Here is a 15,100-nt window from a genome sequence, read left to right as displayed (position 1 = left end):
CTCCCCTGTTAATGGCTAGACACTGCAGCGGCAGCATGGGCAAGGCCCCCTGCATCAAGCGCGGCATTGTAGTTTTCGATAAGGGCACCAACGGACGCGGACGTCACATCCAGCACTGCTGCTGGGTAGAACCCGAAGAAGATAGTCAAAATGATCAGCGGAGCGAGGATCAGCTTCTCACGGCCTGTCAGGTCCAGCATGGACTTGAGGCTTTCCTTTTCCAACGCACCAAACACAACGCGGCGGTAAAGGAACAGAGCGTAAGCAGCGGACAAGATCACACCAGTCGCAGCGAAGAACGCCACCCAGGTGTTCACCCGGAACACACCAATCATTGTAAGGAACTCACCCACAAAGCCGGCAGTTCCTGGCAGACCAACGTTTGCCATGGTGAAGATCATGAACGCCACCGCATAACGAGGCATGTTGTTCACAAGGCCACCATAGGCCGTAATCTGACGGGTGTGCATCCGGTCATAAATCACACCAACACACAGGAACAGTGCGCCAGAGATCAGACCGTGAGCCAGCATCATGAAGATCGCTCCTTCAATACCCTGCGCATTGGCAGAGAAGATACCCATGGTCACGAAGCCCATGTGAGCGACGGATGAATATGCAATCAGCTTCTTGATGTCTTCCTGCGCCAGCGCCACCAGTGAGGTGTAGATGATCGCCACGACAGACAGCGTAAAGATGAACGGTGCGAACATATCACTGGCGATTGGGAACATTGGCAATGAGAACCGAAGGAACCCATAACCACCCATCTTCAGCAGGATCGCAGCCAGAACAACAGAACCAGCAGTCGGCGCTTCCACGTGAGCATCTGGCAACCAGGTGTGAACCGGCCACATTGGCATCTTCACCGCAAAGCTTGCAAAGAAGGCCAGCCACAACCACGTTTGCATCGCTGCCGGGAATTCGCTCTCATTAAGAAGAGTTGGAATATCCAGCGTACCAGCCTGCCAGTACATGGCCATGATAGCCGCCAACATCAGCACAGAGCCGAGTAAGGTGTACAGGAAGAACTTGTAGCTTGCATAAACGCGGCGCGGACCACCCCATACACCGATGATCAGGAACATCGGAATAAGGCCAGCTTCAAAGAACACGTAGAACAGCACCAGATCCAGCGAACAGAACACACCGATCATCAGTGTTTCCAGTACGAGGAAAGCGATCATGTATTCCTTGACGCGGGTCTGAATGCTTTCCCAGCTCGCCAGAATACATAGCGGCATAAGGAAAGTAGTCAGGATCACGAACAGCATGGAAATGCCGTCAACGCCCATGTGGTAGGTGAAGGTATCACCAAACCAGTTGTGCTTCTCCACCATCTGGAAGCCAGGGTTCTCGTTGGTGAACCCGCCCCAGATGAACAAGGAGACGATAAATGTGAAACTCGTCGTAATCAGCGCAACACGCCGAATATTCGTTTTCGCATCTGGGTCATCTCCCCGCACCAGCAGGATGAAGAACACACCGACCAGTGGGAGAAATGTTGTGATGGAAAGGATGGACCAGTCGTTCATTAATGAACTCCCCCACCGGAGAACATGGCCAGGGTCACGAAGAAGGCAACCCCGATCAACATGGCGAATGCGTAGTGATAGATGTAGCCAGACTGCAGGCGAACGACCCAACCGGTAACCTGTTGAACGCGTGAAGCAACACCGTCAGGACCAAGTCCGTCAATCACAGTGCCGTCACCGCGCTTCCACAGGAAGCGGCCAAGAGCCAGGGAAGGTTTCACAAACAGGAAGTCATAAAGCTCATCAAAGTACCACTTGTTCAGGAGGAACAGGTACAGAGGCTTATGACGCTCTGCCAGAGCCTTCGGCATGTCTGGTTTAGCGATGTAGAAGAGGTAAGCAATGATGAAACCGCCAGCCATTGCAAGCCATGGAGAAAGCTTCACGAGCCAATGGACGTGGTGCATTTCTTCAATAACTGCGAGCTCACTGTTCGTACCACCAAAGACGTTCTTCCAGAAATGGAGGTAGTCGTGACCGATGAACGCTTCCTTGAACACCATACCGGCAAAAGCTGCACCAAGTGCAAGCAACAGCAGCGGCACAAGCATAACCCATGGGCTCTCGTGGATGTGTTTCATCACATCAACAGAAGCACGGGTCTTGCCGTGGAAGGTCATGAACACCAGGCGCCAGCTGTAGAAACTGGTCAGCGCGGCTGCAAGCACAGTTGCCCAGAAGGCATAGGAAGCAAACATGTTGTGACCAACATAAGCAGCTTCAATGATCGCATCTTTGGAGATGAAGCCAGCTGTACCGATGTAGGTAAACGGAATACCGAAACCAGTCAGTGCCAGCGTACCAATCATCATGGTCCAGTAGGTCCATGGAATGTGCTTACGCAGACCACCCATCTTACGCATGTCCTGCTCATCAGACACAGAGTGAATGACGGAGCCAGCGCATAAGAACAGCAGTGCTTTAAAGAATGCGTGTGTGAACAGGTGGAAGATACCAACACCGAACGCACCAACACCCAGCGCCACGAACATGTAACCCAACTGAGAACAGGTGGAGTATGCAATCACGCGCTTGATATCGTTCTGCACACAGCCAATGGTCGCTGCAAAGAAGGCAGTCGTCGCACCAAAGAAGGTCACAACAGTCAGGGCCGTTGGCGCAAGTTCAAAGATTGGCGCAAGACGCGCAACCATGAACACACCAGCCGTCACCATGGTCGCTGCGTGGATCAGCGCGGAAACAGGCGTTGGGCCTTCCATCGCATCCGGCAACCAGGTGTGAAGCAGGAACTGAGCTGATTTACCCATGGCACCCATGAAGAGCAACAGGCAGACAACTGTCAGCGCTGCTTCAGGCATCAACTCATAGCCAAGGAAGTTCAGGACAGGCTCTTTATTCTCAAGAAGAGAAGGACCGCTGCTGAAAATCGTTGTGAAGTCGATGGAACCATAAAGGTAGAAAACACCGAAGATACCCAGAGCAAAACCAAAGTCACCGACACGGTTGACGATGAAGGCTTTCATCGCAGCCGCATTGGCAGAAGGTTTTTTGTACCAGAACCCGATCAACAGGTAGGATGCCAGACCAACGCCTTCCCAACCAAAGAACATTTGCAGCAAGTCATCAGAGGTGACCAGTGCCAACATTGAGAAGGTAAAGAAGGACAGGTAGGCAAAGAACCGCGGACGATGCGGATCGTGGTGCATGTACCCGATAGAGTAGATGTGAACCAGACAGGAAACGGAGTTCACAACCACCAGCATCACTGCGGTGAGTGTATCAACACGAATTGTCCAGTTAACCGACAGATCCCCAGAGGTGATCCAGCGGAAAATTGTCACAATCTGCGTGCTCTCCGACCCAAGGCCGTATTGAAAAAACACCACCCATGACAAAAGGGCTGCGACAATCATAAAGCCGCTGGTGATGTACTCGCTGGCTTTGACCCCAAGCCGATTGCCGAACATTCCGACAATCAGGAAGCCAAGCAACGGCAGAAAAACGATTGCTGAAAACATCCGCCCCTCAGCCTTTCATCATATTGATGTCTTCCACGGCAATAGAGCCGCGGTTACGGAAGTAAACAACCAGAATAGCAAGACCAATGGCCGCCTCTGCTGCTGCAACGGTAAGAACCAGGAGCGCAAAGATCTGACCAACCATGTCCTGCATGAAGTAGGAAAATGCCACCAGGTTGATATTAACTGCGAGCAATAAGAGCTCGATAGACATCAGGATCACGATGACGTTCTTCCGGTTGAGAAAGATGCCAAAGATCCCGATGGTGAATAGGATCGCTGCGACCCCGAGATAGTGCGCTATGCCAATTTCCATGGGCGCCTCTCAGTGCTCCCCGTGTTCTATTCAAATTCCGGAGAAGGAACCTTCAGGAGGAAGGTCTTTTCTCCGGCACGAATTAATGATGAAGACCCGTTACAAACGCGCCTTACAACCCCTTGCCTCTTTCAACTTTGACCACTTCGATCGAAGTTTCAGGACGACGGGCAACCTGCTCAGAGATGTTCTGACGGCGTACGCCCGGCTTATGGCGGAGGGTCAATACAATCGCACCGATCATTGCAACCAGCAGCACCAGACCAGAAACCTGGAACCAGTAAATGTAGCGGGTGTAAAGCAATTCACCGATAGCGGCGATATTTTGTGTCTGCTCAACAGGAGGTGTCGGGGCGGACCCTTCACCTAGCATGCCAGGAGCGATGTACCAGCCACTGGCAACCATCAAAAGTTCAGCCAGCAGAATTGCACCAATCAGCGCGCCGATCGGCAAATACTGCAAAAACCCCTGACGCATTTCGGCGAAGTCAACATCCAGCATCATGACCACGAACAGGAACAGCACCATGACCGCACCCACGTAGACAACAACCAGAAGCATCGCCAGATACTCGGCACCAATCAGCACAAACAACCCGGCTGCATTAAAGAAGCACAGGATGAGGAACAGCACTGAGTGAACCGGATTGCGAGAAGCAATCACCATGAAGGCAGAGGCCACCGCAAGTGCGGCAAACAGATAGAAAAACAGGGCCTGCAAAACCATTTTTAGGTTGCCTTTGTCCTATTGTCTCGCCCGGTCAGTGCAAAACCCCAACCGGACACAATCCACTCCCGTTACCTTAACGGTACGGAGCATCCAATTCGATGTTGCGAGCAATTTCACGCTCCCAACGCTCCCCATTCGCAAGCAGCTTGTCCTTGTCGTAGAACAGCTCTTCCCGCGTCTCGGTAGCAAATTCAAAGTTCGGGCCTTCCACGATCGCATCCACTGGACACGCTTCCTGACAGAACCCGCAGTAAATGCACTTGGTCATGTCAATATCGTAGCGAGTGGTACGGCGTGTTCCGTCATTACGACGAGGTCCAGCTTCAATCGTAATGGCTTGCGCAGGGCAGATCGCTTCACACAGCTTACAAGCAATGCAGCGCTCTTCTCCATTCGGATACCGGCGCAAGGCGTGTTCACCGCGAAAACGCGGGCTTACAGCACCCTTCTCAAAGGGATAGTTAATCGTCGGCTTTGGCTTGAAGAAGTAACGCATGGCAAGAAAAAACGCCGATACGAACTCCTTCAAAAGCAACGACTTTGCGGCCTGTCCCAGTCCCATAGCCTTTACAGCCCTTTCTTGATCGAACATGCCACCGGCATGGAAGATCGATTACAATCCAAGAGAACCTATGAGCACTTCTAAGAAGTCATACTAGGTTCTCGTTACCCTTTCCTCTCGAATTAAGGAGCAATGCTAGCTCCGGCGAGATATCCGATAATCGGAATCCCGATTATCGTCAGGGTAAAAATGACTTTGCGGATCGTCGGTTCCGCCAGCTCAACCCAACCTTTTTCAGCTGGGTTGCGCTCTTTTCCTTTGTTGATGGCTGCCTCCATAAATCCAAGAAGGAGACGGTAGTTCAGCCATCCAAGGTAAATTCCCATTACACCGCCGATTAACCCGGCGATGGAAATCATGCTCCGAACCCACCCACTGGTGGGGTCCAGCCCATGAACATCAGCACGAAGGCCACGATGAACACCATTGCCAGTGACAGCGGCAGGAAGACTTTCCAACCCAGACGCATCAGCTGGTCATAGCGGTACCGTGGAACCATTGCTTTCGCCATGGAGATGAAGAAGAACACCAACAGACACTTAAGCAGGAACCAGATGATGCCAGGCACCCATGTGAACGGTGCGATATCCAATGGAGGCAACCAGCCACCCATGAAGAGGATGGTCATCAGACCACACATCAAGGAGATCGCCACATACTCACCCAACATGAACATCATGTAAGGGGTGGAGCCGTACTCAACCATGAAGCCCGCAACCAGTTCGGATTCCGCTTCTGCCAGATCGAATGGAGGACGGTTTGTTTCAGCAAGTGCAGAAACAAAGAACACCACGAACATCGGGAACAGCGGCAACCAGTACCAGTTCAAAATGGACAACCATGGAACGCCCAGCACGTGAGCAAGCCCGCGAGCCTGCTGCGCATAAACGATCTCAGTCAGATTCAACGAGCCAACACAGAGCAGAACAGTCACGATCACGAAGCCGATAGACACTTCGTAAGAAACCATCTGAGCTGCAGAACGCAGAGCTGACAGGAACGGATATTTGGAGTTGGATGCCCAACCACCGATGATCACGCCGTAAACTCCAAGGGAGCTGATCGCGAACACATACAAAATACCCACGTTGATGTTTGCAATCACCCAGCCATCCGCAACAGGCATAACCACCCATGCAGCGAGAGAAAGAACCACTGTAATCAGCGGCGCAAACAAAAACAGGAACTTATCAGATCCCGATGGGATCACTGGCTCTTTCAAAACAAATTTCAAAAGATCCGCAAAACTCTGCAGCAAGCCCCAGGGGCCAACAACGTTAGGACCACGACGGATCTGGACAGCAGCCCAGATCTTACGGTCAGCGTATAGAATGTAAGCAACGATCAGCAGCAGCACGACCATCAAGAGCACGCTCTGGAAGAGCATGATGATCAGCGGCCAGCCATAATCCCAGAAAAAAGCTTCCATGCTCACCGTCCCCTTATTCCGCCGCCTCAGCTCGGCGCTGCATGGCAAGTGCAGAACACTCGGCCATCACCGCTGAAGCTCGGGCAATCGGGTTGGTTAGATAAAAATCACTGAATGCCTGTGCGAAACCGGCACCATTCATGTCACCACCGCGTGCGGCAAGCTTGGAAACATCCGAAGCAACACCGGTCGCGATGCAATTTACATTCGCCATATGAGGAACTGCCTCGACAACAGCACCGCGCAACTGCGCAAAACTGTTGAAGGAAAGCGGCTTACCAAGTGCACCAGAAAGCGCACGAATGATCGCCCAGTCCTCACGTGCATCACCAGGAGGGAATGCAGCGCGGTTTGCCAGCTGTACACGGCCTTCCAGGTTCACAAAGGTCCCTGGCTTTTCGGTGTAAGCAGCACCTGGCAGAATAACGTCAGCGCGGTGTGCGCCGCGGTCACCATGGGTACCGATATAAACAACGAACGCATCACCAAAGGCAGACATGTCCAGTTCATCTGCACCAAGCAGGAACACAACATCAAGGTCGCCTTTAGCAGCTGCATCCTGAATACCACCGGTATCCAGACCACCCTCACCCGGAACAAGTCCGATATCCAGACCACCAACGCGGCTAGCAGCGGTGTGCAGAACGTTAAAGCCGTTCCACTCATCGCTCACAGCACCAACGCTTTCAGCAAGCTTGGCAGCAGCAGCGAGCACAGCAGCGCCGTCTTCACGGGCAATCGCGCCTTCACCAACGATGATCATTGGGTTTTTCGCGTTTTTCAGCACGTCTGCAAAAGCGTTCTTACCAGAAGCAACATCCGCTAGAGTGTCCGGGCCGGCACCGAGGTAGTCCACGTCGTAGGTCAGATCCGCAGGCTGGCCAATCAAACCAACTTTTGCACCGCCATGACGCCAAACCTTACGGATGCGCGCATTGAGAACTGGCGCTTCAACACGTGGATTAGCACCCACGAGCAGAATTGCATCAGCGTCTTCAATACCTTCCACGGAAGAGTTAAACAGATAGGTTGTCCGACCAAGAGACGGATCGAGCTGAGCACCATCCTGACGGCAATCCATGTTGGCTGAACCAACACTCTCCATCAGAGCCTTCAGAGCGAACATCTCTTCAACAGTAGCAAGGTCACCAGCAATCGCAGCAGTCTTCGCGCCACCAGCCGCTTTCACCTTTGACGCAACCGCATTCAGCGCGTCAGTCCAGCTCGCAGGAGCCAGCTTGCCGTTCTGCTTCACATATGGGCGATCCAGACGCTGTGTCTTCAGACCATCCCAGATAAAGCGGGTTTTGTCGGAGATCCATTCCTCGTTCACCTCTTCATTGAGGCGAGGCATGATGCGCATGACTTCTTTACCGCGTGTATCCACACGGATAGCGGAGCCAAGAGCGTCCATCACGTCGACGCTTTCTGTCTTCACCAGTTCCCATGGGCGAGCATTGAACTCGTAGGGCCTAGAAGTCAGAGCACCAACCGGGCAAAGGTCAATCACGTTGCCCTGCAGCTCGGAGGAAAGCGCCTCTTCAAGATAAGTGGTAATCTCGGCGTCTTCACCACGGCCAATCAGGCCCAGTTCGGAAACACCGGCAACCTCGGTCGTAAAGCGAACACAGCGCGTGCAGTGAATGCAGCGTGTCATGATCGTCTTAACAAGCGGACCGACATATTTATTTTCAACTGCGCGCTTGTTTTCCGCATAACGGGAACTATCTACACCGTAAGCCATGGCCTGATCTTGAAGATCACACTCACCGCCTTGGTCACAGATAGGGCAGTCCAGCGGGTGGTTGATCAGGAGAAACTCCATCACACCTTCACGCGCCTTTTTCACCATAGGAGATTTTGTAAAAATCTCTGGTGGCTGGCCTTCTGGTCCCGGACGTAGATCGCGCACGCCCATTGCACAAGAGGCAACCGGTTTTGGCGGTCCGCCTTTTACTTCTACAAGGCACATGCGGCAGTTGCCGGCTACTGAAAGCCGGTCATGAAAACAGAACCGAGGAATTTCCGCGCCGGCCTCTTCACAGGCCTGCATAACGGTATATTCCGCAGGAACTTCAATTTCTTTGCCGTCGACGACAAGCTTGGTCATGCGTTGGCATCCTCACCCTTAGCTTCTTTAGCCCGATAAGCTTCAAGAAGCTCAGTCACTTCAATTCCATCGATGGTCATGCCCTCAAGCCGGCAGCTTTTGAGTTTAGCGCCAGCCAGATTGGCATTTTCAAGGATCAGCCCAGAAAGATTGACTTTCTCGACTGACCAACCAGAAAGGTTTGCATCAAGGATAGACCAGCCTGAGAGATTAACGTCGTTGATGCGGCCACCGGACAGATTCACATTCGTGAAAGAGCAACCAGACAGATTGCAATCCACAAACAAAGAACCGGAAAGGTCGCTTTCGCTCACATTCAGACGCTTTTTCTCATTGCTGATCTTCATATCCCCTACTCCGCTGCAATCTTGTCGGTCGGTGTGCGCTGCGTAGCAACGTACTGATCGATCCGGTCTTCAATCACAGGGCGGAAGTTTTTGATCAAACCCTGAATAGGCCATGCCGCCGCATCACCAAGCGCGCAGATCGTATGACCTTCCACCTGCTTGGTTACTTTGAACAGCATGTCGATTTCCTCATAAGAACTCTCGCCCTTGACCATCCGCTCCATCACGCGCCACATCCAGCCCGTACCTTCACGGCACGGCGTACACTGACCGCAGCTTTCGTGTTTGTAGAAGTAGGACAGACGCGCAATCGCTTTGATGATGTCCGTGGAGTTGTCCATCACGATCACAGCAGCAGTACCCAGGGAAGAGCCAACTTCGCGCAGACCGTCAAAGTCCATTTTGGCGTCGCGGATCTCTTCGCCCTTCACACAAGGAACAGAGGAACCACCCGGAATAACCGCCAGCAGATTGTCCCAGCCGCCGCGGATGCCACCGCAGTGCTTTTCAATCAGCTCTTTGAACGGAATACCCATGGATTCTTCAACGGTACAAGGCTTATTCACGTGTCCGGAAACACAGAACAGCTTTGTGCCAGCGTTGTTTTCGCGGCCAATACCGGAGAACCATGCACCACCGCGACGCAAGATGGTCGGGGCAACAGCAATGGACTCCACATTGTTCACTGTGGTTGGGCAGCCATAGATACCCATGTTCGCAGGGAACGGAGGCTTCAGACGCGGCTGACCTTTTTTACCTTCAAGGCTTTCCAGCAGTGCAGTTTCTTCACCGCAGATGTAAGCCCCTGCACCGTGGTGCACGTAGATATCAAAGTCGTAGCCGTTCTTGTTGTTCTTGCCGATCAGGCCAGCATCATAAGCCTGATCAATCGCAGCCTGCAGACGCTCACGTTCACGAATGAACTCGCCGCGCACGTAAATGTACGCCGCAATCGCACCCATCGCGAAACCAGCAAGCAAGCAGCCCTCAACCAGATGGTGAGGATCATGACGCATGATTTCACGGTCTTTACAGGTGCCCGGCTCGGACTCATCTGCATTGACCACGAGATAAGCTGGACGGCCGTCGCTTTCCTTCGGCATGAAGGACCACTTCAGGCCAGTCGGAAAGCCCGCACCACCACGACCACGAAGACCGGAAGTCTTCATTTCGTCGATGATCCAGCTGCGACCTTTTTCAATAATGTCTTTGGTACCAGACCATGATCCGCGCTGACGAGCTCCTTCGAGCCCCCAGTCATGCAGACCATAGATATTGGTGAAGATACGATCGGAATCGTTCAGCATCGCTTACCCCTCACCCTTTGCTTTGGCTTCTTGCGCTTTGCGGTGGCTCTCCAAGAACTCCGCAACACCAGCCTCAGCTGGACGAGGAACACCAGTATAACCAGCACCGCCAGTATTCAGAGCAGCACCTGCATGGTGCCGTGACGCTGCATCGGAACCGTCAACAACGATAGCTTCCTGAGGCGCACCTTTTGTGGTGTCCTCAATGTTCAGCAATGTGGTTGGACCGCCCTCCGGTGCCGCGAAGATGCGGTCAACACCCTGAGGACCCGGTAGAACCGGCTTTCCGCCTGCAATGTCATCAAGAAGCTTTTCAAACTTCTCAACATCCAGATCCTCATAGAAGTCTTTGAAGATCTGCACCATCGGCGCATTTACACATGCACCAAGGCACTCAACCTCTTCCCAAGAGAAGTTTCCGTCTTCGGAAATGGTATGAGGGGTCTCGGAAATCTTGCTTTTACAAACTTTGATGAGCTCTTCAGAACCACGCAGCTGACAAGGGGTCGTGCCACACACCTGAATGTGTGCTTTTTTACCGACCGGCTGCAGCTGGAACATGGTGTAGAAGGTTGCCACTTCCAGAACACGGATGCGAGGCATATCGAGCATTTCAGAGATCACGCGGATCGCTGGCTCGGTCACCCAACCAACCTGCTCCTGCGCACGCCACAGAATTGGTACGACAGCAGATGCCTGACGCCCTTCTGGATAACGCGCGATAACTTTATTCGCCCATTCCAGATTTTCTGGAGAGAACTCAAAAGACTCTGGCTGTTCGTGATGAAGACGACGCACTGACATTACCGGTCAATCTCCCCAAATACGATATCGATGGAACCGATGACAGCGGCAACGTCAGCCAACATATGGCCGCGGCACAGGTAATCCAACGCCTGCAGGTGAGCAAAGCCAGGAGCCTTGATCTTGCAGCGGTAAGGCTTATTGGTTCCATCAGAAACGAGATACACGCCGAATTCGCCTTTTGGCGCCTCAACGGCTGCATAAATCTCGCCTTCAGGGACTTTATAACCCTCGGTGTAAAGCTTGAAGTGATGGATCAGAGCTTCCATAGAGCGCTTCATTTCACCGCGCTTTGGTGGAACCACTTTACCATCGGTTGAAGAAACAGGGCCAGTTTCCTTACCCAGCATCTCCAGACACTGCTTAATGATGCGAACAGACTGATGCATCTCAAACATGCGGATCAGGTAACGGTCATAACAGTCACCGTTCTTACCGATTGCAATGTCGAATTCCATCTCATCGTAGCACTCATAAGGCTGCGACTTGCGCAAATCCCACTTCGCACCGGAACCACGAACCATCACACCGGAGAAGCCCATAGCCCAGGCTTCATCAAGATCAACAACGCCGATATCAACGTTACGCTGTTTGAAGATACGGTTGTCAGTCAGAAGGCCTTCAATGTCGTCGAGGGTTTTGAGGAACGGATCACACCAGTTCCACATATCCTCAAGCAACTGAGCAGGAAGATCCTGATGCACGCCGCCCGGACGCACATAAGCCGCGTGCATACGTGCACCACAACCGCGCTCATAAAAGCCCATGAGCTCTTCGCGAGGCTCAAAGCCCCAAAGCGGCGGTGTCAACGCACCAACATCCATCGCCTGCGTGGTCACGTTCAGAAGGTGTGACAGCAAGCGTCCGATTTCGGAGTAAAGCACACGGATCAGCTGACCGCGCTTAGGCACTTCAATGCCCAGCAAACGTTCAACAGCAAGAGCATAAGCATGCTCCTGGTTCATTGGTGCTACATAGTCCAACCGATCGAAGTAAGGCACAGCCTGAAGATAGGTTTTGTGCTCGATCAGCTTCTCAGTACCCCGGTGCAACAAACCGATATGCGGGTCAACGCGCGTGACCACCTCACCGTCCAGTTCAAGAACCAGACGAAGCACACCGTGCGCCGCAGGGTGCTGCGGACCAAAGTTAATATTAAAGTTTCGTACCTGAGCCTCAGCCATTCTCTACCCGTGCCTCAGTTCGATGCTTTTTCATCACCAGGAAGCACATAGTCAGTACCTTCCCATGGTGAGAGGAAGTCAAAACTACGGAATTCCTGAGTAAGCTGCACAGGCTCATAAACAACACGCTTCTTGGTGTCGTCGTAACGAACCTCTACATAACCTGTTAGAGGAAAATCCTTGCGAAGCGGGAAACCGTCAAAACCGTAGTCAGTCAGCAAACGCCGCAGATCCGGGTTACCGGTGAACAGAATGCCGTACATGTCGTAGGCTTCACGTTCAAACCATTCAGCACCCTTGAAAATGGAGATGACAGAAGGAACCGGAGTGGCCTCATCTGTCTGAACCTTCACGCGAACGCGCAAGTTCTGAACGGGGGAAAGCAGGTGGTACACAACGTCGAAACGTTTTTCCCGAGCTGGCCAGTCCACACCGCAAATATCAACCAATGCCACAAAGCCGCACCGCGCGTCATCGCGCAGGAAACGCAAAACATTGATAATCTGATCATGGGACACATTAAGAGCAAGATCGCCATAAGCAACCGACCAGCTCTTAACTTTGTCTCCAAGCGTTAGCTCGATAAATTCACCGAGTTCGCTAAGCGTCTCGTCCATTACCTTGTTTCCTATAGGTTGGACATCTCACAAATGGCAAGGGAACCCCATGCCAGCAATGTCGATAAGGCCGCGCACCGCGAAGATGCACGACCTGTAAATTATCTCTCAATCGTACCCGTGCGGCGGATCTTCTTCTGCAGCAGCAGCACACCGTAAAGCAGCGCTTCAGCAGTTGGAGGACAACCCGGCACATAGATGTCAACGGGAACAACCCGGTCACAACCGCGTACAACAGAATAGGAATAGTGGTAGTAACCGCCGCCATTCGCACACGATCCCATAGAGATCACATAGCGAGGCTCAGGCATCTGGTCGTAAACCTTGCGCAGTGCAGGCGCCATTTTGTTGGTCAGCGTACCCGCAACAATCATCACGTCAGACTGACGTGGGGAGCCACGAGGAGCAAAGCCGAAACGCTCTGCGTCATAACGCGGCATCGACATCTGCATCATTTCCACTGCACAACAGGCAAGACCAAACGTCATCCACATAAGCGAACCGGTACGTGCCCACTGAATCAAGCTTTCACTGGAAGTAACCAGAAAACCTTTATCAGAAAGCTCGTTGTTCACATTCATGAAGAACGGATCATTCTCGCCCACTGGGCGACCTGTGTTGGGATCAATGATCCCTTTTGGAGCTTCAGAGACAAGAGGCTTGGAGCCGTCAGAGATCAATCCCATTCCAGCGCTCCCTTCTTCCATTCATAGATGAACCCAATCGTGAGCACGCCAAGGAAGATCATCATGGAGACGAAGCCAAACCAGCCCAGCCCACCATAAGCAACAGCCCATGGGAAGAGGAAAGCAACTTCGAGATCAAAGATGATGAAAAGGATCGATACCAGATAAAACCGGATGTCGAATTTCATACGCGCGTCATCAAAGGCGTTAAAGCCACACTCGTAAGCAGAAAGCTTCTCAGAATCTGGATTCTTGAAAGCAACGATAAACGGGGCAATGAGAAGCGCGAGGCCAATAACGAGGGCAACACCGATAAAGACGACAATCGGGATGTACTCCCTGAGGAGGTCTTCCATTTGTATATCCGTCCCTGGACGTAACAGGTCATGCGACCAATAAAACTCTTGGTGCACTGCACACACGGCAGAAAGTAGGGCGTAAGATTTGGAAGGACACCCTAGGATCCGGTGTATCTAGTCGCACCGCAACGCACGATTAGCTTAGCCCCACCATCTGCGCAAGACCTTACAACGGAGTAAATCGGATCGGAAAGAGTGCCTTACGCCACGAGAAGATCACATTCTCGAGAGGCGGGCACTAAAAAGCCGCTAAAAACCTAGAGATATATATTATGAGTAAAATACTCATATTAAAATAGAAAAATGACGTTTTCTAACAATTGCTTGGGAAAACTACTCAAGACTTAAAATCGGACAATAAAATTGGTGCATTTTCCTGCGTAGTTCTGCGTAAATAGTCAAAACGTCTCAATTGAAGAGTCGCAGGGCAATACCCATAGGCCACCATAATGCGCTTTGTTTTAAGCCCCTGCCCACTAAAGCTTGTCCGCTAAATCTGCCATATTCGGCAGCTCCCCTACCCTAAATATAAGACAACAAAGCTTCAGCAGAAAACATGGGTAGATAATGCAATAAAATCCAGAGAAGATGAGCCAGAATACACGAAAGCACGGCGCGCTATTTAAAGCGAACACCGTGCTTTTCGTAAGTAAAATGAAAGTGGCGCGAGTGACGGGACTCGAACCCGCGACCTCCGGCGTGACAGGCCGGCACTCTAACCAACTGAGCTACACCCGCAGCTATAACAGTTTGCTTGGACTGAACACCTCTTCCCAAGGGAAGTGGCGCGAGTGACGGGACTCGAACCCGCGACCTCCGGCGTGACAGGCCGGCACTCTAACCAACTGAGCTACACCCGCTCAATCCAAACTACCTTCAACAACACTTTGCTTTCCTGCACCACTCTTCCTAAGAAAAAGTGGCGCGAGTGACGGGACTCGAACCCGCGACCTCCGGCGTGACAGGCCGGCACTCTAACCAACTGAGCTACACCCGCTCAATCCAAACTACCTTCAACAACACTTTGCTTTCCTGCACCACTCTTCCTAAGAAAAAGTGGCGCGAGTGACGGGACTCGAACCCGCGACCTCCGGCGTGACAGGCCGGCACTCTAACCAACTGAGCTACACCCGCT

General features: G+C 52.3%; 15 protein-coding genes and 4 tRNA genes. All 19 read right to left on the bottom strand.

What is annotated here, in order from left to right; translation table 11 throughout:
• Positions 1-8: 8 nt before the first annotated feature.
• The 19 genes from BM231_RS16590 to BM231_RS16500 all read right to left on the bottom strand — a co-directional run bounded on the left by BM231_RS16590 (position 9) and on the right by BM231_RS16500 (position 15,099).
• Positions 9-1,535: an NADH-quinone oxidoreductase subunit M gene (locus BM231_RS16590; protein ID WP_093521062.1), complete on the bottom strand. Its 1,527-nt coding sequence runs from the start codon at positions 1,533-1,535 to the stop codon at positions 9-11.
• The gene (gene nuoL / locus BM231_RS16585; RefSeq protein WP_093521060.1) at positions 1,535-3,514 is read right to left on the bottom strand and encodes an NADH-quinone oxidoreductase subunit L; all 1,980 of its coding nucleotides are present in this window, start codon (positions 3,512-3,514) and stop codon (positions 1,535-1,537) included. Before nuoL ends, BM231_RS16590 begins: the two co-directional genes overlap by 1 nt.
• A 7-nt stretch (positions 3,515-3,521) precedes the next feature.
• Positions 3,522-3,830 (bottom strand): NADH-quinone oxidoreductase subunit NuoK, encoded by a 309-nt coding sequence (gene nuoK, locus BM231_RS16580; RefSeq protein ID WP_057465603.1) that lies wholly within the window; start codon positions 3,828-3,830, stop codon positions 3,522-3,524.
• A gap of 112 nt (positions 3,831-3,942) precedes the next feature.
• On the bottom strand, positions 3,943-4,557 hold the full coding sequence (locus tag BM231_RS16575) for an NADH-quinone oxidoreductase subunit J (protein ID WP_057465604.1): 615 nt from the start codon (positions 4,555-4,557) through the stop codon (positions 3,943-3,945).
• A gap of 76 nt (positions 4,558-4,633) precedes the next feature.
• The gene (nuoI, locus tag BM231_RS16570) at positions 4,634-5,122 is read right to left on the bottom strand and encodes an NADH-quinone oxidoreductase subunit NuoI (protein ID WP_057465605.1); all 489 of its coding nucleotides are present in this window, start codon (positions 5,120-5,122) and stop codon (positions 4,634-4,636) included.
• Between the two features lie 122 nt (positions 5,123-5,244).
• Positions 5,245-5,481 (bottom strand): hypothetical protein, encoded by a 237-nt coding sequence (locus BM231_RS16565; protein WP_057465606.1) that lies wholly within the window; start codon positions 5,479-5,481, stop codon positions 5,245-5,247.
• The gene (gene nuoH, locus BM231_RS16560; protein WP_093521058.1) at positions 5,478-6,551 is read right to left on the bottom strand and encodes an NADH-quinone oxidoreductase subunit NuoH; all 1,074 of its coding nucleotides are present in this window, start codon (positions 6,549-6,551) and stop codon (positions 5,478-5,480) included. The genes BM231_RS16565 and nuoH overlap by 4 nt, the downstream gene beginning before the upstream one ends.
• Before the next feature lie 13 nt (positions 6,552-6,564).
• A complete protein-coding gene (gene nuoG, locus BM231_RS16555) occupies positions 6,565-8,661 on the bottom strand; it encodes an NADH-quinone oxidoreductase subunit NuoG (protein ID WP_093521056.1) in 2,097 nt (698 codons plus the stop codon).
• Positions 8,658-9,008, bottom strand: a complete 351-nt coding sequence (locus BM231_RS16550) for a pentapeptide repeat-containing protein (RefSeq protein ID WP_093521054.1) — start codon at positions 9,006-9,008, stop codon at positions 8,658-8,660. The genes nuoG and BM231_RS16550 overlap by 4 nt, the downstream gene beginning before the upstream one ends.
• Before the next feature lie 5 nt (positions 9,009-9,013).
• A complete protein-coding gene (nuoF, locus tag BM231_RS16545; protein WP_093521052.1) occupies positions 9,014-10,315 on the bottom strand; it encodes an NADH-quinone oxidoreductase subunit NuoF in 1,302 nt (433 codons plus the stop codon).
• 3 nt (positions 10,316-10,318) lie between these two features.
• A complete protein-coding gene (gene nuoE / locus BM231_RS16540) occupies positions 10,319-11,119 on the bottom strand; it encodes an NADH-quinone oxidoreductase subunit NuoE (RefSeq protein WP_093521050.1) in 801 nt (266 codons plus the stop codon).
• The gene (locus tag BM231_RS16535; protein WP_093521048.1) at positions 11,119-12,303 is read right to left on the bottom strand and encodes an NADH-quinone oxidoreductase subunit D; all 1,185 of its coding nucleotides are present in this window, start codon (positions 12,301-12,303) and stop codon (positions 11,119-11,121) included. Before BM231_RS16535 ends, nuoE begins: the two co-directional genes overlap by 1 nt.
• 14 nt (positions 12,304-12,317) lie before the next feature.
• Positions 12,318-12,920 carry an NADH-quinone oxidoreductase subunit C gene (locus BM231_RS16530; protein ID WP_063289024.1) on the bottom strand — a complete coding sequence of 201 codons (603 nt, stop codon included), beginning with the start codon at positions 12,918-12,920 and terminating at the stop codon, positions 12,318-12,320.
• A 101-nt stretch (positions 12,921-13,021) separates the two neighbouring features.
• Positions 13,022-13,606 (bottom strand): NuoB/complex I 20 kDa subunit family protein, encoded by a 585-nt coding sequence (locus tag BM231_RS16525; protein ID WP_057465614.1) that lies wholly within the window; start codon positions 13,604-13,606, stop codon positions 13,022-13,024.
• Positions 13,597-13,962, bottom strand: coding sequence for an NADH-quinone oxidoreductase subunit A (locus tag BM231_RS16520; RefSeq protein WP_057465615.1), 366 nt, complete (start codon positions 13,960-13,962; stop codon positions 13,597-13,599). The genes BM231_RS16525 and BM231_RS16520 overlap by 10 nt, the downstream gene beginning before the upstream one ends.
• A 664-nt stretch (positions 13,963-14,626) precedes the next feature.
• Positions 14,627-14,703, bottom strand: a tRNA-Asp gene (locus BM231_RS16515).
• Between the two features lie 45 nt (positions 14,704-14,748).
• A tRNA-Asp gene (locus BM231_RS16510) sits at positions 14,749-14,825 on the bottom strand.
• Positions 14,826-14,885: 60 nt separating this feature from the next.
• Positions 14,886-14,962, bottom strand: a tRNA-Asp gene (locus BM231_RS16505).
• A gap of 60 nt (positions 14,963-15,022) precedes the next feature.
• Positions 15,023-15,099 (bottom strand) — tRNA-Asp (locus BM231_RS16500).
• Position 15,100 lies beyond the last annotated feature (1 nt).

The sequence above is a fragment of the Pseudovibrio ascidiaceicola genome, from assembly GCF_900114245.1.
In the GTDB taxonomy this organism is placed as follows: Bacteria; Pseudomonadota; Alphaproteobacteria; order Rhizobiales; family Stappiaceae; genus Pseudovibrio; species Pseudovibrio ascidiaceicola.
This window is presented reverse-complemented; position numbering and strand designations above follow the sequence as displayed.

Excerpts from the sequence above, each read along its gene's own strand:
- BM231_RS16530 (WP_063289024.1), bottom strand. The coding sequence starts at position 12,920 with ATGGACGAGACGCTTAGCGAACTCGGTGAATTTATCGAGCTAACGCTT.
- BM231_RS16535 (WP_093521048.1), bottom strand. The coding sequence starts at position 12,303 with ATGGCTGAGGCTCAGGTACGAAACTTTAATATTAACTTTGGTCCGCAG.
- nuoF (WP_093521052.1), bottom strand. The coding sequence starts at position 10,315 with ATGCTGAACGATTCCGATCGTATCTTCACCAATATCTATGGTCTGCAT.
- BM231_RS16565 (WP_057465606.1), bottom strand. The coding sequence starts at position 5,481 with ATGATTTCCATCGCCGGGTTAATCGGCGGTGTAATGGGAATTTACCTT.
- BM231_RS16520 (WP_057465615.1), bottom strand. The coding sequence starts at position 13,962 with ATGGAAGACCTCCTCAGGGAGTACATCCCGATTGTCGTCTTTATCGGT.
- BM231_RS16575 (WP_057465604.1), bottom strand. The coding sequence starts at position 4,557 with ATGGTTTTGCAGGCCCTGTTTTTCTATCTGTTTGCCGCACTTGCGGTG.
- nuoH (WP_093521058.1), bottom strand. The coding sequence starts at position 6,551 with ATGGAAGCTTTTTTCTGGGATTATGGCTGGCCGCTGATCATCATGCTC.
- BM231_RS16550 (WP_093521054.1), bottom strand. The coding sequence starts at position 9,008 with ATGAAGATCAGCAATGAGAAAAAGCGTCTGAATGTGAGCGAAAGCGAC.
- nuoE (WP_093521050.1), bottom strand. The coding sequence starts at position 11,119 with ATGTCAGTGCGTCGTCTTCATCACGAACAGCCAGAGTCTTTTGAGTTC.
- BM231_RS16590 (WP_093521062.1), bottom strand. The coding sequence starts at position 1,535 with ATGAACGACTGGTCCATCCTTTCCATCACAACATTTCTCCCACTGGTC.
- nuoL (WP_093521060.1), bottom strand. The coding sequence starts at position 3,514 with ATGTTTTCAGCAATCGTTTTTCTGCCGTTGCTTGGCTTCCTGATTGTC.
- BM231_RS16525 (WP_057465614.1), bottom strand. The coding sequence starts at position 13,606 with ATGGGATTGATCTCTGACGGCTCCAAGCCTCTTGTCTCTGAAGCTCCA.
- nuoI (WP_057465605.1), bottom strand. The coding sequence starts at position 5,122 with ATGGGACTGGGACAGGCCGCAAAGTCGTTGCTTTTGAAGGAGTTCGTA.
- nuoG (WP_093521056.1), bottom strand. The coding sequence starts at position 8,661 with ATGACCAAGCTTGTCGTCGACGGCAAAGAAATTGAAGTTCCTGCGGAA.
- nuoK (WP_057465603.1), bottom strand. The coding sequence starts at position 3,830 with ATGGAAATTGGCATAGCGCACTATCTCGGGGTCGCAGCGATCCTATTC.